Here is a 19,720-nt window from a genome sequence, read left to right as displayed (position 1 = left end):
CCGAAATGGACACCCGCTACCTTGACGACCTGACGCCCGGCGACCGCTTCACCAGCGGCGGCCTGACCTTCACCGAGGCTGAAATCATCGATTTCGCCTTCCGCTACGACCCCCAGCCCTTCCACCTCGACGCCAACGCCGCGGCCGAATCGCCCTACGGCGGGCTCATCGCCAGCGGCTTCCAGTCGATCGCGGTGTGCTTCCGCCTGTTCATCCAGAGCGGCATTTTCGCCGGGTCGAGCATCGGCTCGCCGGGCCTGGACGAACTGCGCTGGTTCGCCCCGGTGCGCCCCGGCGACACGCTGCACAGCGTGGTGGAAGTGCTCGAAGTGCGCCCCTCGTCATCCAAGCCCGACCGGGGCATCGCCCGCCTGCTCTACAAGGCCGTCAACCAGCGCGGCGAAACGGTGCTGAGCTTCATCGGCAACAACCTGCTCAAGCGCCGCGCCAGTTAATCCGTCAGCACGCCGACCAGCCAGAGCTCGATGTCGCGCAGCTCTTCCATGCACAGGGAATGCTCCATCCGGTAGCTGCGCCAGGCCAGCGGATAGCCCGCAGCAAGCAGGAAGTCGGCCGACTGCCTGCTGAAAGCATGGGGAATCACCGGATCGGCCTCGCCGTGGGCCATGAAAACCGGAACGCTGCGGTTGGCGTCGCTGGCCTCCGCAGCCAGCGTGTCGGCCAGCGGCAGATAGGTTGACAGGGCCAGGATGCCGGCCAGCCGCGCCCGGTGACGCAGGCCGGTGTGCAGCGCAATCGCCCCGCCCTGGGAGAAGCCCGCCAGCACGATGCGGCTGTCGGGAATCCCGCGGGCGTTCTCGCGGGCGATCAGCGCCTCGATCTGCGCCGCCGACTCGATGACGCCGGCCGCATCCTCCCGTCGCCCCGAAAAATCCATCGTCAGGATGTCGTACCAGGCGCGCATCACATAGCCGCCATTGATCGTCACCGGACGCTCCGGCGCGTGGGGAAAGACAAAGCGCGTCGGTGGCAGGCGGTCGAGGTCCAGCTCATCGACGACGGGCTCGAAATCATGGCCATCGGCCCCGAGGCCGTGCATCCAGATGACGGCATGGGTCGGGTTGGCGCCGGAAGCGATTTCGACAGCAGGCAGGAGGGGGGCAGTCATGGCAGATCCTGTGGTTGGAATCGCCCGATTGTGCCTGATTGCCGGTGCGACGTAGATCACGCCGGACGGCGCCAAACCAGGCAGAAACATTGATTTCTTGCGCCAGGTCATGACAGCAGGGCAACTGCAGAGTAGATTCGACGGTTTGATCTGCGCTCTGGTTTTACTTATGGACACCGCCTCCGACACCCTGATCCGCACCAACCTGGAGTTCCTGCGCCGCCACGCCCCCTTTGACCGGATGGAGGCGGAAGCCCTGCGATTCCTGGGCGAACGGCTGGCCACGGCCTTCTATCCTGCGGAATCGGAAATCCTGATGCCCGAGGACGGCCCGCCGCGCTTCCTGTACATCGTTTACCGCGGCAAAGTGCAGGCGCGGCATGTGGCCAGCGTCGCCGTCACCGAATACTCGACGCTCACCCTGGGCCCCGGCGAGGGCTTCCCGATCGGCGCCATCTCGGCCGGGCGCGCCTCCACCAACCGCTACGTCGCCCTCGAAGACAGCTACTGCCTTCAGCTGCCGGCCGCCGATTTCCTGCGTCTCCAGGAAATCAGCCCCGTTTTCCAGATTTTCTGTACGCGCTACATCGCCAGCCTGGTCAGCCAGTCGCGGGAGCAACTGCAGGCGCAGTTCTCCCAGCGCGCGGCCGAACAGCAGACGATGAACACCTCGCTGTCCAACCTGGTCAAGAAAGATCCGGTCTTCGTGGCGCCCGACGTTCCCACCCGCCACGCCCTGGAAAAAATGGTCGAATTCGGCGTGGGCTGCATGGCGGTGGCCGGCGCCGACGAAAAGCCCGTCGGCGTGCTCACCCAGAGCGACATCCTCAAGCGCATCGTGCTGCCCGGCTTCGATCTCACCCGGCCCATCGCCGAAGTGATGACCGCCCCGCCCCACACCCTCGGCGGCAACGCCAGTGCCTACGACGCGGCCCTCGAAATGGCCACCCACGGCGTGCGCCACATCCTGGTGGTGGATTCCGAAGACAAGCTCAAGGGTGTCGTCTCCGAGCGTGACCTGTTTGCGCTGCAGCGCATCGGCCTGCGCCAGATCCGCTCCAGCATCGAAAGCGCCTCCGACGTCCAGTCCATGCAGCGGGCCAGCCGCGACATCCGTCAGCTGGCCCTCAACCTGCTCGCCCAGGGCATCGGCGCCGAGCAGCTGACCCAGTTCATCTCGGCCCTCAACGACGCCCTGACCCGCCGCATCATCGAGCTCAACCTCGAACGCCATGATCTCTACGGCGTCGAGTACGCCTGGCTGGCGTTCGGCTCCGAAGGCCGCCACGAGCAGACCCTGTCCACCGACCAGGACAACGGCATCCTCTACGTGCTGCCCGAATGGGCCGACAAGGAACCCCTCAAGCTGCGCCTGCTCGAATTTGCCAAGGATGTGAACAACGATCTGGCCGCCTGCGGCTTTCCGCTGTGCACCGGCAACATCATGGCCAGCAACCCGGATCTGTGCCTCACCTTCGAGGAATGGCGCGAAAAATTCGGCAACTGGATTCGCGAGCCCCACCCCGAAGCGCTGCTCAACGCAACCATCTTCTTCGACTACCGGGTGCTCTACGGCGACGAAAAACTCGCCTACAAGCTGCGCCACTGGCTGCTGTCCATGACCGGCGGCAACCCGGCCTTCCTGAAGGCCATGGCCGCCAACGCGCTTGATGTGTCGCCGCCGCTAGGCAAGATCCGCGATTTCATCACCGACGAAGACCCCAAGCACCCCGGCAGCATCGACCTCAAGAAATTCGGCGCCCGCCTGTTTGTCGATGCCGCCCGCGTGCTGGCACTGCGCACCGGCGTCGACGCCACCAGCACCGTCCAGCGCCTGCGCCAGGGCGGCTCGCGCATCGGCATGCCGGCTGAAGAACTCTCGGCCATGGCCGACGGCTTTCACTTCATCCAGCTGCTGCGCCTGCGCCACCAGCACCTCGACACAGACCACGGCGCGCCGGGCGACAACCGGGTCAAGCCCGACGATCTCAACGAACTCGACCGGCGCATCCTCAAGGAAGCCTTCCGCCAGGCGCGCAAAATCCAACTCCGTCTCAAGCTGGACTACCAGATATGAACTGGCTCTCCCGATTCCTGCCCGGCAGCGGCCCGGGCCTCAGTCCCGAGCAACAAACCAGCCTCGAGGCCATCGCGGCCCTGCCCGCCTGCGATACCGGCCGCTCGCACTACGAAACCCGCTACGTGGTCGTCAACACCGAAACCGGCCCGCAGGATGGCGGCGGCCAGCGGCTGCTGGCGGTGGGCGCGGTGGCGCTCAACCACGGCCTGCTCCACCCCGGCGACGCCTTCCAGGCAAGCCTCGGCAGCGCGCCGGCCGAGGCGCTGATCGGGCTGCTGCGTTTCATTGGCCGCGCACCGGTGGTCGTCTTCAATGCGCCCTTCAACCAGGGCATGCTTGAGCGGGCCTTCGAGCAGCACCTGGGCAGCCGGCCCGAACTCGACTGGATCGACCTGATGGTGCTGATGCCCAGCCTCTACCCCGAACGCATCGCCGGGCAGGCACGCATGGATGCCTGGCTGGGCGCCTTCGGCATCGAACGCATCGATCACCGGGACGCCCTCCTGGAAGCCCTTGCCGTTGCCCAGCTGCATCAGGTTGCGCTGGCTCGCGCCAGTGTGCAGGGCCTGCCAACACCGCGCGACCTGCTCGAAACCCAGAGCAACCGCAAGTGGCTGCGCGGCAGCTGAAAGCCGCCGCCGGGGCTCAGCCGTAGATCTTGCACATCAGCGGCGAATTCACCCTCGGGCTGAAATAGCCCAGCGCAAAGAAGAAGGCGCACACCAACGCCAGCCCGATCACCCGGCGGCGGTTGCGCCGCCACCAGGCAACAAGGGCGTCCGGACGCATCTTCAAACCTTCAGAAAATTCTCGCGGTAGTAGCGCAGTTCGGCGATGGATTCCTGGATGTCGGCCAGAGCCTGGTGGGCGCCGCGCTTCTCGAGGCCCTTGTACACATCCGGGCGCCAGCGGCGACACAGCTCCTTGAGCGTGGACACGTCGAGGTTGCGGTAGTGGAACCAATCTTCCAGCTTCGGCATGTAGCGCGCCATGAAGCGGCGATCCTGGCCGATGGAGTTGCCGCACATCGGCGAGGTGCGCGACGGAATGTATTCGCGCATGAACTCGAGGTAGGCGGCCTCGGCAGCGGCCTCGTCGATCGTCGAAGCCTTCACCCGCTCGATCAGGCCCGAACGGCCGTGGGTATTCTTGTTCCACTCGTCCATCGCATCGAGTACGGCGTCGGACTGATGCACGGCGATCACCGGGCCTTCGGCAACCACTTCCAGGTTGCTGTTGGTCACGATCATCGCCATCTCGATGATGCGGTCGCTGTCGGGATTCAGGCCGGTCATTTCCATGTCCAGCCAGATGAGGTGATTCTGGTCCTGTGCCATAATCGGCTCGCTTTTTCGGTAAAGGCGCGATTCTACGCCCACACCGTGACACGTCACTCCCTCCTGCCCCGCTTCGCACCCCCTCTGATGACATCCAGCAGCTTCACCGCCCTGTTCCTCGTCGCCCTTGGCGCCGGCCTGCTGACCCGCCTGTGGCTGGCCCGGCGCCAGATGCGCCATGTGGCCGCCCACCGCGATGCCGTACCGCCCGCCTTCGCTGCAATCATCGGGCTCGATGCCCACCGCAAAGCCGCCGACTACACCGTGGCACGGGTCAGGGTCGGCATTGTCGACGTGCTGGTGTCGGCTCTGCTGCTGCTGGCACTCAGCGTCGGCGGCGGATTGCAGCAGCTGCATGCGCTCACCGCCGGGCTTTTTGAGCCCGGCAGCCTCGGCCACGGCGTGGCCTTCATCAGCGCAGTCGCCATCGTTTCCTGGATCGTCGAACTGCCACTGACGCTCTACCGCAGCTTTGGCCTCGAAGCCCGCTTCGGCTTCAACCGCCTCACCCCGGGCCTGTTCGTCGCCGACGCCGTCAAGGGCATCCTGCTCTCGGCACTCATCGGCCTGCCGCTGATCGCGTTCGTGCTGTGGCTGATGGAGGCGATGGGCAGCTTGTGGTGGCTTGACGTGTGGGCCTTCTGGCTGGTGTTCAACCTGCTGGTGCTGCTGGTCTACCCGAGCTTCATCGCGCCGCTTTTCAACAAGTTCAAGCCCCTTGAAGATGGCGCCCTGAAAAACCGCATCGAGGGCCTCATGACGCGCTGCGGCTTTCGTCTGTCCGGCCTCTTCGTGATGGACGGCTCGAAGCGCTCGGCCCATGGCAATGCCTACTTCACCGGCTTCGGCGCCGCCAAGCGGATCGTCTTCTTCGACACCCTGCTCGACAAGCTCGACGCCACCGAAGTCGAAGCCGTGCTGGCCCATGAACTTGGCCACTACCACCATCACCACCTCTGGAAACGCCTCGCCGTGATCGGCACCGGCAGCCTGGCCTTCTTCGCGCTGCTCGGCCATCTGGCCAGCCAGGAATGGTTCTTCAGCGGGCTTGGCATGCATACCGCCGGCACCGCCCCCACGCTGGTACTGTTTGCGCTGGTGCTGCCCGTATTCAGCTTTCCGCTGACCCCGCTGATGAGCATGTGGTCGCGCACCCACGAATTCCAGGCCGATGCCTACGCTGCCCGCCAGGCCCCGGCCCAGGCGCTGGTCAGCGCGCTGGTCAAGCTCTACCGCGACAACGCCTCGACACTCACGCCGGATCCGCTCTACTCCAGCGTTTACGATTCCCATCCGCCCGCGGCGATCCGTATCGCCCGTTTGCAGGCCAGCGCTCAATGAAAACCACCGGCACCCTGATTGCCGCCTTCGGGCGCCAATACGAAGTTCGCACCGATGACACGGGTGAAATCCTGTTGTGCGTGCCCCGCGGCAAGAAAAGCCTGTTCGCCTGCGGCGACCGGGTTCAGATCGCCGCCACCGGCCCAGGCCAGGGCGTCATCGACAAGCTGCTCGAACGCACCAGCCTGCTCTACCGCTCCGACGCCTGGCGCCAGAAGCTGATCGCGGCCAACGCCACCCAGGTGGTGCTGGTGGTGGCCACCGAACCGAGCTTTTCCGACGAATTCCTGTCGCGCTGCATTTGCGCTGCCGAAAGCCAGCACCTGAAAGTGCTGATCGTGCTCAACAAGATCGACATCGTCGCCGGCCTCGAAGGCGCCCGCGCCCAGCTCGCCACCTTCGCAAAGCTCGGCTACCCGATCCTCGAACTCTCCGCCCTCGACAGCGCAGACGCGTTGCGCGCCCGCCTGATCGGCGAAACAAGCCTGCTGGTGGGGCAATCGGGAATGGGCAAATCAACGCTGACCAACGCGCTGATTCCAGAAGCACGCGCCGAGACGCGGGAGATTTCCGAATATCTCGACACCGGCAAGCACACCACCACCTTCGCGCGGCTTTACCCGCTGCCCGAAGGCGGCGGCATCATCGACAGCCCGGGCATGCAGACCTTCGGGCTGGTGCATCTGGATTCAGAAGCCCTCGAAGCGAGCTTCCCGGAATTTCGGCCGTACATCGGAAAATGCCGCTTCCGCGATTGCCGCCACGATTCAGAGCCCGACTGCGCCCTGCGGGAGGCCGCGGAGAGCGGCAAGTTCGAGATGAAGCGTCTGCGCCAGTTTCTGGATTTCCGGACCGAATGCGAGCTGGGCCGGCGCCAGGCCCAGGGCTGGTAAGGCCTGCCCCGTGGGGCAGGCGGTCAATCAGGGCAGCTGGTCGCCCTTGCCCAGCAGATCCGGGTTGGGCAGTTCATCGAAAGCGTGACCCAGAGCCTCGCTCCAGCGGTTGCGGATCATCGCAAAGTATTCGTCCTTTGCGTCGATACTGATATGCGACGAAATCTTCAGCTCATCGGTCTTGAGAATCGCCAGATCCAGCGGCACACCAACCGAAAGATTGGAGCGGATCGTCGAGTCCATCGAGATCAGCGCCAGCTTGGCGGCCTCGTCCAGACTGGTATGACGCTTCACGACACGGTCGATGATCGGCTTGCCGTACTTCGATTCACCGATCTGGAAATACGGCGTGTCCGGCGTGGCCTCGATAAAGTTGCCCGCGGCATAGATATTGAACAGGCGCGGCTGCTCCCGCCCGATTTGCCCGCCGAGAATCAGCGCGGCGGTAAAGTCGATGCCGAAGCTGCTGAGCGCATCGGCATCCCGTCGATGCACCTCGCGCAGCGTTTCCCCTACATTGCGCGCTGCCTCGAACATGTTGGGCACCGACCACAGACTTTCCCGCCCGTCCTGGGCCGCCATTGACTCGCGCAGCATCGAGACGAGCTGCTGGGTGATCGCCAGGTTGCCCGAGCTCATCAGCACCAGCACCCGTTCGCCGGGGCGCTGGAAAATGCTCATCTTGCGGAAGGTATTGATATGGTCGACGCCCGCATTGGTACGGGAATCGGACAGGAACACCATACCGGCGTCGAGCGACATGCTGACACAATATGTCATGGGAAAAATCCGGGTAAATGAAGCTGCGTGAGCGTGCGCCGAGACCCGGCACCGCTTGTATTTCAGGCAGGAAGGGGCTCCCCGCCCCGCGCGCGGGTCAGTCCTGCAAATCCTGCAGGATAGACTTGATTTCGGCACGCAGCGCCGAGAGCTGCTCGCGCAGGCCGACCGACTCCTCGACATCCTCACGCTTGCGCGCCGCCGTCTCGTCGAGACGGTTGCGCGCACCGGAAATCGTGAAGCCGTCCTGGTAGAGCAGTTCCCGGATACGGCGAATCAGCAGCACCTCATGGTGCTGATAATAACGCCGGTTACCACCGCGTTTGACCGGCCGCAACTGGGTGAATTCCTGCTCCCAGTAGCGCAGCACATGAGGTTTGACCCCGCACAGGTCGCTGACTTCACCGATCGTGAAGTAACGCTTGGCGGGAATCGGCGGCAGCTCTACGACTGCCTGGGGTTCACTTGGCGACATCGCTCAGTTGCTCCACATTGGCCTTGAGCTTTTGGCTGGCATGAAAAGTCACCACACGCCGGGCCGTAATCGGAATCTCTTCGCCGGTTTTTGGGTTGCGACCAGGACGCTGAGGCTTCTCGCGCAGCTGGAAGTTTCCAAAACCGGAAAGCTTGACGCAATCGCCGCGCTCCAGCGCCAGGCGGATTTCCTCAAAGAAACACTCCACCATATCCTTGGCTTCGCGCTTGTTGAGGCCCACCTGTTCGAAGAGCATGTCGGCGAGTTCCGCCTTGGTCAGGGTCATTGTCATGATGCATCAAGCCCTGAGCTTCGCGCCGAGATTATCCTCGGCGTGACGGGTCAGGGCTGCCATCGCAGCCTCGACTTCCGCATCCTCAAGCGTCCGGTGAGTTTCTTGCATCACTACACGGAAAGCAAGGCTCTTGCGGTTCGGCTCGATACCCTTGCCCTGATACTGGTCGAACAGTTCGATGCGCTGCACGATGGCCGGCGCCACGCCCTCCAGACCCTTGAGCAAGCCGGCCGCGGCAACGCCCTGATCAACCACAAGCGCCAGATCGCGGGTTACCGCCGGGAAACGAGACACTTCGCGATAGGCTGGCGTCACGGTTTCCAGCAACGCAGCCAGTTCGACCTCGAAGACGACCGGCGCAAGCCCCAGTTCGTAGCGCTGAACCCAGATCGGGTGCAGCTCACCGATGAAACCGATTTCGCGACCATCCAGCAGCACACGGGCAGAACGCCCCGGATGCAGCGCCGGATGGACAGCCCGCTCGAACTCGGCGACACGCGGGAAAAACAACGCTTCGAGGTCGGCCTTGACGTCGAAGAAATCCACATTGCGGTTGGCTTCGCCCCACTGCTCCGGGCTCACCAGACCACTGGCCAGCGCGGCCAGACGCACCGGCTGCCGGAAACCATCCACCGGCGTGCCGGCCGCATCGCGGCTAAAGCAGCGGCCAATCTCGAAAACACGAACCCGGTTGGTCTGACGCTTGCGATTGGTCACAAGGTTGGCCACCAGCCCGCCGATCAGGCTCGAGCGCATCACGCTCATCTGGCTGGCAATCGGGTTGGCAAGGCGAACCGGATCGGTATTGGCGCAAAAGTCCTTCTCCCACGCCTCCTCGACGAAGGCGAAGTTGATCACTTCCTGATATTCGCGACCGGCCACCAGGCGACGGACAGACATCGCGTCGCGCCGGGCCTCGGGCCGCGGCAACATCGTGATCGGGCCACGCGGAGCAAGCACCGGAATGTTGTCGTAGCCGTGGATCCGGGCAATTTCCTCGATCAGGTCTTCCTCGATCTCAAGGTCGAACCGGTAGGACGGCGGCGTCACGACAAAATCGTCGCCATCGCGCACCACGGCAAGACCGAGGTGGTGGAACATTGCGGCAACCGTGTCTGCACTGAGCGCAATGCCCAGCACGCGGCGCACGCGTGCCGCACGCAGGCGGATCGGCGCGCGCGCCGGCAACTTGTCGGCAGCCAGCGCCTCCTGCACCGGGCCGGCTGAACCGCCGCAGATATCGAGGATCAGGCGCGTGGCCCGCTCCATCGCCTTGCCGGCGAGCTCGAAGTCCACACCGCGCTCGAAGCGGTATGACGCGTCCGACGAAAAACCGTAAGCGCGGGCGCGGCCGGCAATGGCGTCCGGCGCAAAGAAAGCGCTTTCCAGGAAAAGATCGGTGGTTTCCAGCGTAATCCCGCTATCGTCGCCACCCATGATGCCGGCCAGCGCCAGCGCGCGGGATTCGTCGGCAATCAGCAGGGTGTCGGCAGCCGGGGGGATGGTCTGGCCGTTGAGCAGCAGCACCTGTTCGCCGGCCTTCGGCAGACGCACATGGATCGCACCGCCGAGCTTCGCGTTATCGAAGGCATGCAGCGGCTGACCAAGTTCCAGCATCACGTAGTTGGTCACATCCACCAGCGCACTGATCGAGCGGATGCCGCTGCGCACGAGGCGCTGCTGCATCCAGTCCGGCGTCGGCGCCTTGGCGTTCACTCCGCGGATGATCCGGCCGCTGTAACGCGGGCAAGCTTCCGGCGCATCAAGAACGATCGCGCGCGTCTCGCCGTGAGACGGAGCCACGACTTCGCAGGCGGGCAGGCTGAGCGGACTGCCGGTTAAGGCCGCCACTTCACGGGCAATGCCGGAAAGGCTCAGGCAGTCGGCACGGTTCGGCGTTAACTTGATCGTGAACAGGGTGTCGTCAAGCTTGAGGTATTCCCGCAGATCGATACCGATCGGGGCGTCCTCCGGCAGCACCAGCAGGCCGCTGCTCTCATCCGAAAGACCGAGTTCCTTGGCAGAGCACAGCATGCCAAAGGATTCGACACCACGCAGCTTGGCCGCCTTGATGCCGAAACCAGCCAGGTCGGCGCCAACGAGGGCACATGGAATCCTGATTCCGACCGCGGCATTGGGGGCACCACAGACAATCTGCAGCAACTCGCCCTGCCCGGCATCCACCTTGCAGACACGCAGCTTGTCGGCATTCGGATGCTTTTCCGCCTCGACGATCTGCGCAACCACCACCTTGGAGAACACGGAGGCGACGCCGCCCTGCCCTTCCACTTCCAGCCCCGCCATGGTGAGCAAATGCCCCAGCGCGTCCGAATCAAGAGCCGGACTGACGAAACTGCGCAACCAGAGTTCTGAGAATTGCATGGCTTACCTGAATTGACCGAGGAAACGAAGATCGCCTTCGAAGAAGAGGCGCAGGTCGTTGACGCCATACCGCAGCATGGTCAGCCGGTCCGGCCCCATGCCGAAAGCAAAGCCGGTGTAGCGCTCGGGATCGATGCCGCCGAAACGCAACACGTTGGGGTGCATCATTCCGCAGCCCGCGATTTCCAGCCAGCGGCCCTTCAACGCGCCGCTCATGAAAGCCACGTCGATTTCGGCAGACGGCTCGGTGAACGGGAAGAAGGAGGGACGGAAGCGCACCTGCAGGTCGTCGCTTTCGAAGAAGCTGCGCAGAAAATCTGCAACCACGCCCTTGAGGTCGGCAAAGCTCACCGACTCGCCGATCCACACACCTTCGATCTGATGGAACATCGGCGAGTGGGTGGCATCGGAGTCGACGCGGTAGACGCGGCCCGGCGCAATCACGCGCAGCTCGGGCATCGTCTCGCGATCCTTGTAGGCCTCGACGTGGGCCTGCATGGCGCGGATCTGGACCGGGCTGGTGTGAGTGCGGAGCATCACACCATCGCCGTTTTCCAGATAGAAGGTATCGTGCATCGAACGGGCCGGGTGATTGGCCGGCGTGTTCAATGCAGTGAAATTGTAAAAGTCGGTCTCGATCTCGGGGCCTTCGGCCACATCGAAGCCGATGGAGCGGAAGAGCTGCTCGACACGCTCCAGGGTACGCACCACCGGGTGCAGGCCGCCGATACCGGCGCCACGACCAGGCAGGGTAACGTCCAGAGCCTCGGCTGCGAGCTGGGCTTCGAGAGCCGCCTGCTGTAGCGCGTCGCGACGGGCGGTCAACAACGCCTCAATGGCAGCCTTGGCCTTGTTGATCTCGGCGCCGACAGTCTTGCGGGCTTCCGGATCGAGTTTGCCGAGGCCCTTCAGCAGCTCGGTGAGAGAGCCGCCCTTGCCGAAATAACGCGCCTTGGCGGATTCCAGCGCGGCTCCGTCTGCAGCAGCGGCGAAATCAGCACCAGCCTCTGCGACGAGTTGATCGAGTTGATCCATTTTTTCAGTCTTATCCCGGGTTCAGGACAAAAAAAAGGAGGCCAGGCCTCCTTTTTTCGAGCGGCGTACGATTACGCAGCGAGTTTGGCCTTGGCTTGTTCGGCGAGCGCCGCGAAAGCGGGCTTGTCGAACACGGCCAGATCGGCCAGAACCTTGCGGTCCACTTCGATGGAAGCCTTCTTCAGGCCGTTCATGAAGCGGCTGTAGGTCAGACCGACTTCACGTGCAGCGGCGTTGATACGGGCGATCCACAGGGCACGGAACTGACGCTTGCGTTGACGACGGTCACGGTAGGCATATTGCCCGGCCTTCATCACCGCCTGCTTGGCGATCCGATATACGTTCTTGCGACGACCACGATAGCCCTTGGCTTGATCGAGGACTTTTTTGTGACGTGCACGTGCGGTTACACCGCGCTTAACTCTGGGCATTGCGTTCTCCTAATCAGGCGTAAGGCATCATGGCGCGGATGGACTTTTCGTCCGCAGCGTGAACGGCAGTCATGCCGCGCAGCTGGCGCTTGCTCTTGGTCGTCTTCTTGGTCAGGATGTGGCGCTTGAACGCCTGCGAACGCTTGATGCTACCGCTCGAGCGGATTTTGAACCGCTTGGCGGCCCCGCTCTTCGTCTTCATCTTGGGCATGAAGTACTCCAGCTTATGACATGGCCCCGGGTGGCTTCCGACTTCCGGAAACGCTTCAACAACCCGTCACCACTTGTTTCCGGCGGGCTATGCTGCCCGCCGTATTCCAGTGCCTTGCGACACCGGGAATTCCTAGTGCTTCTTTTTCGGCGCGATGACCATGATCATCTGGCGCCCTTCCATCTTGGGCATCTGCTCGACCTGGCCGATTTCTTCGAGGTCAGCCTTGACCCGTTCGAGCTGGCGCATGCCGAATTCCTGGTGAGCCATTTCACGACCGCGAAAACGCAGCGTCACTTTGGCCTTGTCACCCTCGGTCAGGAACTTGATGAGGTTGCGCAACTTGATCTGGTAGTCGTTCTCGTCGGTACCCGGACGAAGTTTGACTTCCTTGACCTGAATCTGCTTCTGCTTTTGCTTAGCTTCATGAGCCCGCTTGGCTTCTTCGTACTTGTATTTGCCGAAGTCCATCAAGCGACAAACTGGCGGCTTCGCCATCGGCGCGATCTCTACCAGATCGCAACCGGCTTCTTCAGCCGCTTCCAGTGCAGCACGCAGAGTAACGATGCCAATTTGCTCACCGTCCTCCCCCGTCAAACGCACTTCCGGCACACTGATTTCGCCGTTGATGCGCAGTTTTTTATCCTGAGCGATGGTTCAATTCTCCAAGAAAGCAAAAAATATCAGGCCGTGCCGGCAAACGCGGATATTTCACGTTGCCAACGCTCGACAATCGTATCGAGGGACATTTGACCGAGGTCTTGATTACCCCGGGCGCGCACGGCCACAACTTCAGCTGCCTTCTCCTTGTCACCAACGACCAGCAAGTAAGGCAGCTTACGTACGCTATGTTCGCGTATTTTATAAGTAATTTTCTCGTTGCGCAAATCCGCCTCGACGCGGAATCCGCGCGAGCGCAGCGTTTTGACCACTTCCGTCACATAATCGGCCTGCGCATCCGAGATATTCATCACCACGGCCTGCACCGGAGACAGCCACATGGGCAGCGCACCGGCGTGGTTCTCGATGAGAATGCCGATAAAACGCTCCAGCGACCCGAGAATCGCACGATGCAGCATCACCGGACGGCGGCGGGAATTATCTTCCGTCACATACTCGGCATCCAGCCGCTCGGGCAGCACGAAGTCGAGCTGCATCGTGCCGCACTGCCAGGAACGCCCAAGAGCGTCCTTGACGTGATACTCGATTTTCGGACCGTAGAAAGCGCCCTCACCGGGCAACTCTTCCCAGCCATGACCTGAAGCAGCGAGCGCCTCGCGCAACCCGCCTTCGGCCTTGTCCCAGACCTCGTCACTACCAGCACGCTTCTCCGGACGCAGGGAAAGCTTGACGGCCACATCGGTAAAACCGAAATCGCGATAGACGCGGGACAGCAGTTCGTTGAAGGCCGTGACCTCGGAGACGATCTGCTCTTCGGTACAGAAGATATGCGCGTCGTCCTGTACAAAGCCGCGCACCCGCATCAGGCCATGCAGCGCACCAGAGGGCTCGTTGCGGTGGCAGGAACCAAACTCGGCCAGACGCAAAGGCAGATCGCGATAGGAATGCAGACCGTGATTGTAGATCTGGACATGCCCCGGACAGTTCATCGGCTTGATCGCGTAGTCGCGCTTTTCCGATTCCGTGGTGAACATGTTGTCACGGTAGTTATCCCAATGCCCCGATCGCTCCCACAACTGGCGATCCATCACAAGCGGCGTCTTGACCTCATCGTAGCCCGCCGCCGTCAGCACACGGCGCATGTACTGCTCGATCTGCTGCCAGAGGGTCCAGCCCTTCGGGTGCCAGAAAACCATACCCGGCGCCTCATCCTGCAGATGGAAGAGATCGAGCTGCTTTCCGAGGCGGCGGTGATCGCGTTTTTCGGCCTCCTCAAGCATGTGCAGATAGGCTTCCTGATCTTCCTTCTTCGCCCAGGCCGTGCCGTAAATGCGCTGCAGCATTTCGTTCTTCGAGTCGCCACGCCAGTAGGCGCCGGCTACCTTCATCAGCTTGAAAACCTTGAGTTTTCCGGTAGAAGGGACGTGAGGTCCGCGACACAGATCGACGAAATCGCCCTCGCGATACAGGGATACATCCTGATCCTGCGGGATCGACGCAATGATCTCGGCCTTGTAATGCTCGCCAATGGATTTGAAGAACGCAACAGCCTCATCCCGCGGCAGCACGCTACGCTCGACCGGAATATCACGCTTGACCAGCTCGGCCATGCGCAGCTCGATTTTTTCGAGATCTTCGGGCGTAAAGGGACGCTTGTAGGAGAAGTCGTAGAAGAAGCCGTTTTCGATTACCGGTCCGATGGTGACCTGAGCATCCGGAAACAGCTCTTTTACCGCATAGGCCAAGAGGTGAGCCGTAGAGTGGCGGATAACCTCAAGACCCTCTGCATCCTTGTCGGTAACGATGGCGAGCGCCGTATCGTTTTCAATAAGGAAAGAAGTATCGACAAGCCTGCCTTCGACCTTGCCGGCAAGCGCAGCGCGAGCCAGGCCGGCACCGATGGAGGCAGCAACCTGGGCAATCGTCACGGGCTGCTCGAAACTGCGTACAGAACCGTCGGGCAAGGTGATATTGGGCATGATGACTCGCTTACGGAAAAAGCTGGGCAAAAAAAAAGCGCGGACGAGCCGCGCTTTTTCTTTTTTCTGGAAAACGCCTCACAGCAGACTCGGTCTTAATTAGCCTTGCTCGCTGCAAGTTCGAGACATCGTTTTCCTTCTTAGGTATGTGGTAGGCGCGATTGGACTCGAACCAACGACCCCCACCATGTCAAGGTGGTGCTCTAACCAGCTGAGCTACGCGCCTAAGAAGCCCGCATTATAGACGACCCAGAAAATCTGTCAACAACTACCTCTATTTATTTTCATCTGGCGCACTGACCGGCCACGCCGCAAGGAAGCGCTCCCAGTGGGCAGCCTCAAGGCGACCCAGCGTTTCCCGCACGAAAGCGATCTCGGCTTCGTACCCAGCCTTGTCGAGCACCCCACGCATCAACTGGAAACGCAGGAACACCAGGTAGGTATTCGCCACATCGGTTTCACAGTAATCACGAATTTCCGCGATACGGCCTTCACAGTAGCCCTTCCACACGGCCGATCCATCCATGCCGAGCTTGCCGGGAAACCCCATCAGCTTGGCGAGATCATCCAGCGGCGCGCTAGCCCGCGGCTGGTAGAGCGCCAGCAAGTCCATCAGGTCGAGATGTCGGGTGTGGTAACGCCCTATGTAGTTGTTCCACTTGAAATCACGGGAGTCGTTGTAATCCCCGTCGCCCAGATCCCAGTAGCGGGGCGCGCTGACGCCGTGCAACATGCCGCGGTAGTGCAGCACGGGCAGGTCAAAGCCACCTCCGTTCCATGACACCAGTTGCGGAGTGAATCTCTCGACGCCGTCGAAAAAGCGCTGAATGAGCTGGCCCTCGGCACAATCGGGCTCCGACAGCGAAAACACGCGAAACTGACTGGCGTCCCTCAGTGCGCAGGAAATCGTCACGACCCGCTGCAAATGATGAGGCAGGAAATCCGACCCGTTGGCGGCACGCCGCTGCTGAAAGGCGAACTCTGCCACCTCCTCGGGCGCAAGTTCCTCCGGCAGGCCGTGCAGCCTGCGAATACCCTCGACATCGGGAATCGTTTCGATATCAAAAACAAGCGTAGTGGCCATGCGGATCATCAGGCAGGAAAGACACCCGTAGACAGATAACGATCGCCCCGGTCACAAACGATGGAAACGATCACCGCGTTCTCGAGCTGCTCGGCCAGGCGCAGCGCCACGCACATGGCACCGCCCGAGGAAATTCCGGCAAAAATGCCTTCTTCACGTGCGAGGCGGCGAGTCATTTCCTCGGCATCGGCCTGCGATACGTATTCGAGCTGGTCGACCCGGGCGTTGTCATAGATGCTCGGCAGATAGGCCTCGGGCCATTTGCGGATACCGGGAATCTGAGATCCATCGGTAGGCTGGCAGCCAACGATGCGGATCGCCGGGTTTTTCTCTTTCAGATAGGCGGATACACCCATGATCGTGCCCGTCGTGCCCATGCTGCTGATGAAATGGGTCACTGTTCCGCCGGTCTGCTCCCAGATTTCCGGGCCGGTGCCTTCGAAGTGAGCCAGCGGATTGTCAGGGTTGGCGAACTGGTCGAGGATGACGCCGCGTCCTTCGTCGCGCATGCGCGAGGCCACGTCACGGGCGAGTTCCATGCCGCCCTCCTTCGGAGTCAGCACCAGCTCGGCACCAAACGCACTCATGCTCTGGCGGCGCTCGATGCTCTGATTTTCGGGCATCACAAGAATCATGCCGTAGCCGCGAATGGCGGCAGCCATGGCAAGGGCGATGCCGGTATTGCCGCTGGTCGCCTCGATGAGGGTCTGGCCAGGAGCGATCTCGCCGCGCGCCTCGGCACGCAGGATCATCGACAGGGCCGGACGATCCTTGACCGAACCGGCCGGATTGTTGCCTTCGAGCTTGGCGAGAATGACGTTATTACGTCCGGCAGCGATGCGCTTGAGCCGGACCAGCGGGGTCTGGCCCACGTAGTCTTCGAGAGTCTTGAATTCCATCATTCGATCCAGTGGAAAAATCGGGTTGGGGCGATCATACCGAATGCCTGTCAGGCGGACAGGGCAAACTGCGGCGCGCTCCGCGGGAACCGGAGCCGCCAAAAAGCAAAAAGGGACTCCCGCCGGAAGCCCCTGAAAACAGCCTGAGCGTTCGCCCGCTCAGGGTCGGCCGATGCTCAGGTAGCTCAGGCCCGCCTGCCTCGGCAGGGCCGGGTCGAAAATATTTCGACCGTCGAAAATCAGCGGGCTCTTGAGCTTGGCCTTGATGACATCGAAGTCGGGGCTGCGGAACTCCTTCCACTCGGTGACGATCACCAGCGCATCAGCGTTGTCGAGCGCCTGCATCGGGCGGTCGGCATAGGAGAGACGGGGCTCGTCGCCAAATATCCGGCGACTTTCCGTCATCGCCACCGGATCGTAGGCGGTAACGGTCGCTCCGCGCCGGAAAAGCTCGGCGATGATCACGCGGCTAGGCGCATCGCGCATGTCGTCGGTGTTCGGCTTGAACGCCAGCCCCCACAACGCAAAATGCTTGCCGCTCAGATCTTCACCAAAATGGGCCACGATCTTGTGCACCAGCACCAGCTTCTGGGCGTCATTGGCATCCTCGACCGCGTTGAGCACATGCAGCGCATGGCCCGCATCCGCACCGGTCTTGATCAGCGCCTTGACGTCTTTCGGGAAGCACGAGCCGCCGTAGCCGCAACCCGCATACAGGAAATGGTAGCCAATGCGCGGATCGCTGCCGATGCCCTGGCGCACCAGTTCAATATCGGCGCCGAGGTTTTCGGCCAGCAGCGCGAGCTCGTTCATGAAGCTGATCCGGGTGGCCAGCATCGCGTTGGCCGCGTACTTGGTCAGCTCGGCACTGCGCAGGTCCATGATCAGGAGCTTTTCGTGGTTACGCTGGAAAGGCGCGTACAAGGCCTTCATCAGAAAGATGGCCTGGTCGTCCTCGGCGCCCACGACGATGCGATCCGGGCGCATGAAATCGTCAACCGCCGCGCCCTCCTTGAGGAACTCGGGGTTCGACACAACGCTGTACGGAATCGCAGCACCGCGGGCATCGAGTTCAGCCTGCACCGCAGCCTTGACCTTGTCGGCAGTTCCGACCGGCACGGTGCTCTTGTCGACGATCACCTTGTAGTCGGTCATGTGACGGCCGATGGCCCTGGCGGCCGACAGTACGTACTTCAGGTCGGCCGAGCCGTCCTCGTCGGGTGGCGTGCCGACAGCAATGAACTGGATCGTGCCGAACTGAACGGCCTCCTGAACATCGGTCGTGAAATGCAGACGTCCGCCGGCAACGTTGCGGGCCACAACCTGATCCAGGCCCGGCTCGTGGATCGGAATACCGCCTTCCTTGAGAATGCGGATTTTTTCCGGATCCAGATCAAGGCAAAGCACGTCGTTGCCCATTTCAGCGAGACAGGCGCCGGATACCAAACCCACATAACCCGTACCGACCACGGTGATTTTCATATGCTCATTCCCGAGATGAATCTAGATAACCGCGCCACAAACTGGCAGCTTGCGCGAAAGAGGAGCCCTTCCGCAATAACCCCGCCCAAGATCAGGGGGAGAGATCGAACTCTTCGGTGCGCCTTGGAGGATAGGTTTCCCATCCGCCACAGGCCGGGCAGCGCCAGTAGAACTGCCGCGCCTTGAAACCACAGGCATCGCAACGATAGCGCGCAACGCGACGCGTATGCCCGTGCACCAGCCCTTTCACCAGCTCGATATCGTTACGCTGCGCCACCGGCGCCGTCAACAGCGCAGCCTCCAGCAACTTGTCGAGCCCCAGCAGGGTTGGGTTGCGACGCAACTCGTCGCGCACGAGCTGATAGGCAGCCTGGGGGCCTTCTTTTTGCAATTCCCACTGGAACAGGGCATCGAGAAGATCCAGCGAAGCGTACTGTTCAAGATAGCTGCGCAGGAGTTGCATGCCCTGCTCCAGCTGATCCAGGCGCCTGTACGCATCCATGAGCCGCTCGGCGACGAGGGCGAGATACACCGGATTCTGACTCTCGACCCTTTTCCAGGCATCGAGCGCAGCCTGATCATCGCCGCGGGCTGCATGCAGATCGCCCAGCAACATGCTCGCGCGAACCGACTTTCGGTTCATTTCAAGGGCCCGTGTGATGCTGCTGAGCGCATCGTCGAATCGGGAGTTCGCGATATCAGCGCTGGCCAGTTCGCAGTGGAAATTGGAGACTTCCTTTTCCCAGAGAACACCTTCGTGAGGCAGCGCCTCGGCGATCTCGATGGCCTTCCGCCAATCCTTTTCCTGCTGGTAGATGTCGAGCAGGTTCTTTAGGGCGAAATCGTTCAGACGGGTATCGCGCAACTTGAGGAACACCGCTTCGGCACGATCCAGCAAGCCCGCCTTGAGGAAATCCAGGCCAAGCTCCGACAGCGCGTGCTGGCGCTGATCGTCCGACAGGTCGTTGCGGTCAACCAGGTTCTGGTGCATGCGGATCGCCCTGTCCGTTTCACCCCGTCGGCGAAACAGGCTTCCCAGCGCGAAATGCAGCTCGACGGTCTGATTGTCGATCTTTACCGCCTCGATGAAGGCGTCGATGGCCTTGTCGGGCTGCTCGTTGAGCAAAAAATTGAGGCCGGTCAGATAGGTCCGCGGCAACGCACGGGACTCCTTGACCAGATGCTTGATATCAACGCGCGCCGCCAGCCAGCCCAGCACGAAAAAAAGCGGAAAAGCCAGTAACCACCAGAGTTCGAATTCCATGG

Annotated in this window: 21 protein-coding genes and 1 tRNA gene; 5 read left to right on the top strand and 17 right to left on the bottom strand. The window is 62.0% G+C overall.

The genetic code is table 11. The annotated features are described in order from the left end of the window. The first annotated feature begins 5 nt into the window (after nt 1-5). The gene (locus Q1W26_RS04300; protein WP_300436320.1) at nt 6-455 is read left to right on the top strand and encodes a MaoC family dehydratase; all 450 of its coding nucleotides are present in this window, start codon (nt 6-8) and stop codon (nt 453-455) included. Here Q1W26_RS04300 and Q1W26_RS04295 read toward each other — a convergent pair. Next, complete coding sequence (locus Q1W26_RS04295; protein WP_300436317.1) at nt 452-1,129, bottom strand: alpha/beta fold hydrolase; 678 nt, start codon at nt 1,127-1,129, stop codon at nt 452-454. The two genes, Q1W26_RS04300 and Q1W26_RS04295, sit on opposite strands and share 4 nt — an antisense overlap. Nucleotides 1,130-1,298: 169 nt before the next feature. Here Q1W26_RS04295 and Q1W26_RS04290 point away from each other — a divergent pair, with 169 nt between their 5' ends. Further along, nucleotides 1,299-3,206, top strand: a complete 1,908-nt coding sequence (locus Q1W26_RS04290; RefSeq protein ID WP_300436315.1) for a DUF294 nucleotidyltransferase-like domain-containing protein — start codon at nt 1,299-1,301, stop codon at nt 3,204-3,206. Further along, entirely contained in the window at nt 3,203-3,838 is a 636-nt protein-coding gene (locus Q1W26_RS04285) for a 3'-5' exonuclease (protein WP_300436312.1), read from the top strand. The genes Q1W26_RS04290 and Q1W26_RS04285 overlap by 4 nt, the downstream gene beginning before the upstream one ends. Before the next feature lie 16 nt (nt 3,839-3,854). On the opposite strand, the gene Q1W26_RS04280 is transcribed toward Q1W26_RS04285, so the two are convergent. Continuing rightward, nucleotides 3,855-3,998: a hypothetical protein gene (locus Q1W26_RS04280; protein ID WP_300436309.1), complete on the bottom strand. Its 144-nt coding sequence runs from the start codon at nt 3,996-3,998 to the stop codon at nt 3,855-3,857. A 2-nt stretch (nt 3,999-4,000) separates the two neighbouring features. Then, complete coding sequence (orn, locus tag Q1W26_RS04275) at nt 4,001-4,546, bottom strand: oligoribonuclease (protein WP_300436307.1); 546 nt, start codon at nt 4,544-4,546, stop codon at nt 4,001-4,003. 87 nt (nt 4,547-4,633) lie between these two features. Between orn and Q1W26_RS04270 the strand changes: the two genes are divergently transcribed. Together Q1W26_RS04270 and rsgA are read left to right on the top strand one after the other, a co-directional pair. Then, nucleotides 4,634-5,887 carry a M48 family metallopeptidase gene (locus tag Q1W26_RS04270; protein ID WP_300436305.1) on the top strand — a complete coding sequence of 418 codons (1,254 nt, stop codon included), beginning with the start codon at nt 4,634-4,636 and terminating at the stop codon, nt 5,885-5,887. Continuing rightward, nucleotides 5,884-6,780, top strand: coding sequence for a ribosome small subunit-dependent GTPase A (gene rsgA / locus Q1W26_RS04265; protein WP_300436303.1), 897 nt, complete (start codon nt 5,884-5,886; stop codon nt 6,778-6,780). Before Q1W26_RS04270 ends, rsgA begins: the two co-directional genes overlap by 4 nt. Nucleotides 6,781-6,807: 27 nt before the next feature. Here rsgA and Q1W26_RS04260 read toward each other — a convergent pair whose 3' ends face one another. The 14 genes from Q1W26_RS04260 to lapB all read right to left on the bottom strand — a co-directional run bounded on the left by Q1W26_RS04260 (nt 6,808) and on the right by lapB (nt 19,718). Next, on the bottom strand, nt 6,808-7,560 hold the full coding sequence (locus tag Q1W26_RS04260; RefSeq protein ID WP_300436300.1) for a proteasome-type protease: 753 nt from the start codon (nt 7,558-7,560) through the stop codon (nt 6,808-6,810). A gap of 97 nt (nt 7,561-7,657) precedes the next feature. Beyond that, nucleotides 7,658-8,035: a MerR family transcriptional regulator gene (locus Q1W26_RS04255; protein WP_300436297.1), complete on the bottom strand. Its 378-nt coding sequence runs from the start codon at nt 8,033-8,035 to the stop codon at nt 7,658-7,660. Next, complete coding sequence (locus tag Q1W26_RS04250) at nt 8,022-8,327, bottom strand: integration host factor subunit alpha (RefSeq protein WP_300436294.1); 306 nt, start codon at nt 8,325-8,327, stop codon at nt 8,022-8,024. Before Q1W26_RS04250 ends, Q1W26_RS04255 begins: the two co-directional genes overlap by 14 nt. A gap of 6 nt (nt 8,328-8,333) precedes the next feature. Beyond that, nucleotides 8,334-10,712 carry a phenylalanine--tRNA ligase subunit beta gene (gene pheT / locus Q1W26_RS04245; RefSeq protein WP_300436291.1) on the bottom strand — a complete coding sequence of 793 codons (2,379 nt, stop codon included), beginning with the start codon at nt 10,710-10,712 and terminating at the stop codon, nt 8,334-8,336. A 3-nt stretch (nt 10,713-10,715) separates the two neighbouring features. Further along, entirely contained in the window at nt 10,716-11,747 is a 1,032-nt protein-coding gene (pheS, locus tag Q1W26_RS04240; RefSeq protein WP_300436288.1) for a phenylalanine--tRNA ligase subunit alpha, read from the bottom strand. A 71-nt stretch (nt 11,748-11,818) separates the two neighbouring features. After that, nucleotides 11,819-12,178, bottom strand: coding sequence for a 50S ribosomal protein L20 (gene rplT, locus Q1W26_RS04235; RefSeq protein WP_079434014.1), 360 nt, complete (start codon nt 12,176-12,178; stop codon nt 11,819-11,821). Between the two features lie 13 nt (nt 12,179-12,191). After that, nucleotides 12,192-12,389, bottom strand: a complete 198-nt coding sequence (rpmI, locus tag Q1W26_RS04230; protein ID WP_148581168.1) for a 50S ribosomal protein L35 — start codon at nt 12,387-12,389, stop codon at nt 12,192-12,194. A gap of 132 nt (nt 12,390-12,521) precedes the next feature. Beyond that, a complete protein-coding gene (gene infC, locus Q1W26_RS04225) occupies nt 12,522-13,043 on the bottom strand; it encodes a translation initiation factor IF-3 (protein WP_366143634.1) in 522 nt (173 codons plus the stop codon). 29 nt (nt 13,044-13,072) lie between these two features. Beyond that, on the bottom strand, nt 13,073-14,989 hold the full coding sequence (gene thrS, locus Q1W26_RS04220; protein ID WP_300436286.1) for a threonine--tRNA ligase: 1,917 nt from the start codon (nt 14,987-14,989) through the stop codon (nt 13,073-13,075). Nucleotides 14,990-15,138: 149 nt separating this feature from the next. Then, a tRNA-Val gene (locus Q1W26_RS04215) sits at nt 15,139-15,215 on the bottom strand. A 48-nt stretch (nt 15,216-15,263) separates the two neighbouring features. Beyond that, on the bottom strand, nt 15,264-16,073 hold the full coding sequence (locus Q1W26_RS04210) for a 3'-5' exonuclease (RefSeq protein ID WP_300436284.1): 810 nt from the start codon (nt 16,071-16,073) through the stop codon (nt 15,264-15,266). Between the two features lie 8 nt (nt 16,074-16,081). Further along, nucleotides 16,082-16,972: a cysteine synthase CysM gene (cysM, locus tag Q1W26_RS04205; RefSeq protein WP_300436282.1), complete on the bottom strand. Its 891-nt coding sequence runs from the start codon at nt 16,970-16,972 to the stop codon at nt 16,082-16,084. Between the two features lie 159 nt (nt 16,973-17,131). Further along, nucleotides 17,132-18,454, bottom strand: coding sequence for a UDP-glucose/GDP-mannose dehydrogenase family protein (locus tag Q1W26_RS04200; protein WP_300436280.1), 1,323 nt, complete (start codon nt 18,452-18,454; stop codon nt 17,132-17,134). A gap of 91 nt (nt 18,455-18,545) precedes the next feature. Then, nucleotides 18,546-19,718, bottom strand: a complete 1,173-nt coding sequence (lapB, locus tag Q1W26_RS04195; RefSeq protein WP_300436278.1) for a lipopolysaccharide assembly protein LapB — start codon at nt 19,716-19,718, stop codon at nt 18,546-18,548. Between the last annotated feature and the right edge of the window lie 2 nt (nt 19,719-19,720).

Origin of the sequence: Zoogloea sp. (assembly GCF_030157465.1) — a bacterium.
GTDB lineage: Bacteria > Pseudomonadota > Gammaproteobacteria > Burkholderiales > Rhodocyclaceae > Zoogloea.
The sequence above is the reverse complement of the archived record's forward strand: the minus strand, read 5'-3'. Positions and strand labels throughout refer to the sequence as shown.

Excerpts from the sequence above, each read along its gene's own strand:
- Q1W26_RS04300 (WP_300436320.1), top strand. The coding sequence starts at position 6 with ATGGACACCCGCTACCTTGACGACCTGACGCCCGGCGACCGCTTCACC.
- cysM (WP_300436282.1), bottom strand. The coding sequence starts at position 16,972 with ATGGAATTCAAGACTCTCGAAGACTACGTGGGCCAGACCCCGCTGGTC.
- orn (WP_300436307.1), bottom strand. The coding sequence starts at position 4,546 with ATGGCACAGGACCAGAATCACCTCATCTGGCTGGACATGGAAATGACC.
- Q1W26_RS04295 (WP_300436317.1), bottom strand. The coding sequence starts at position 1,129 with ATGACTGCCCCCCTCCTGCCTGCTGTCGAAATCGCTTCCGGCGCCAAC.
- Q1W26_RS04250 (WP_300436294.1), bottom strand. The coding sequence starts at position 8,327 with ATGACAATGACCCTGACCAAGGCGGAACTCGCCGACATGCTCTTCGAA.
- Q1W26_RS04210 (WP_300436284.1), bottom strand. The coding sequence starts at position 16,073 with ATGGCCACTACGCTTGTTTTTGATATCGAAACGATTCCCGATGTCGAG.
- Q1W26_RS04255 (WP_300436297.1), bottom strand. The coding sequence starts at position 8,035 with ATGTCGCCAAGTGAACCCCAGGCAGTCGTAGAGCTGCCGCCGATTCCC.
- rpmI (WP_148581168.1), bottom strand. The coding sequence starts at position 12,389 with ATGCCCAAGATGAAGACGAAGAGCGGGGCCGCCAAGCGGTTCAAAATC.
- rsgA (WP_300436303.1), top strand. The coding sequence starts at position 5,884 with ATGAAAACCACCGGCACCCTGATTGCCGCCTTCGGGCGCCAATACGAA.
- pheT (WP_300436291.1), bottom strand. The coding sequence starts at position 10,712 with ATGCAATTCTCAGAACTCTGGTTGCGCAGTTTCGTCAGTCCGGCTCTT.
- Q1W26_RS04270 (WP_300436305.1), top strand. The coding sequence starts at position 4,634 with ATGACATCCAGCAGCTTCACCGCCCTGTTCCTCGTCGCCCTTGGCGCC.
- rplT (WP_079434014.1), bottom strand. The coding sequence starts at position 12,178 with ATGCCCAGAGTTAAGCGCGGTGTAACCGCACGTGCACGTCACAAAAAA.
- Q1W26_RS04290 (WP_300436315.1), top strand. The coding sequence starts at position 1,299 with ATGGACACCGCCTCCGACACCCTGATCCGCACCAACCTGGAGTTCCTG.
- lapB (WP_300436278.1), bottom strand. The coding sequence starts at position 19,718 with ATGGAATTCGAACTCTGGTGGTTACTGGCTTTTCCGCTTTTTTTCGTG.
- Q1W26_RS04200 (WP_300436280.1), bottom strand. The coding sequence starts at position 18,454 with ATGAAAATCACCGTGGTCGGTACGGGTTATGTGGGTTTGGTATCCGGC.
- Q1W26_RS04260 (WP_300436300.1), bottom strand. The coding sequence starts at position 7,560 with ATGACATATTGTGTCAGCATGTCGCTCGACGCCGGTATGGTGTTCCTG.
- pheS (WP_300436288.1), bottom strand. The coding sequence starts at position 11,747 with ATGGATCAACTCGATCAACTCGTCGCAGAGGCTGGTGCTGATTTCGCC.
- thrS (WP_300436286.1), bottom strand. The coding sequence starts at position 14,989 with ATGCCCAATATCACCTTGCCCGACGGTTCTGTACGCAGTTTCGAGCAG.
- Q1W26_RS04285 (WP_300436312.1), top strand. The coding sequence starts at position 3,203 with ATGAACTGGCTCTCCCGATTCCTGCCCGGCAGCGGCCCGGGCCTCAGT.
- Q1W26_RS04280 (WP_300436309.1), bottom strand. The coding sequence starts at position 3,998 with ATGCGTCCGGACGCCCTTGTTGCCTGGTGGCGGCGCAACCGCCGCCGG.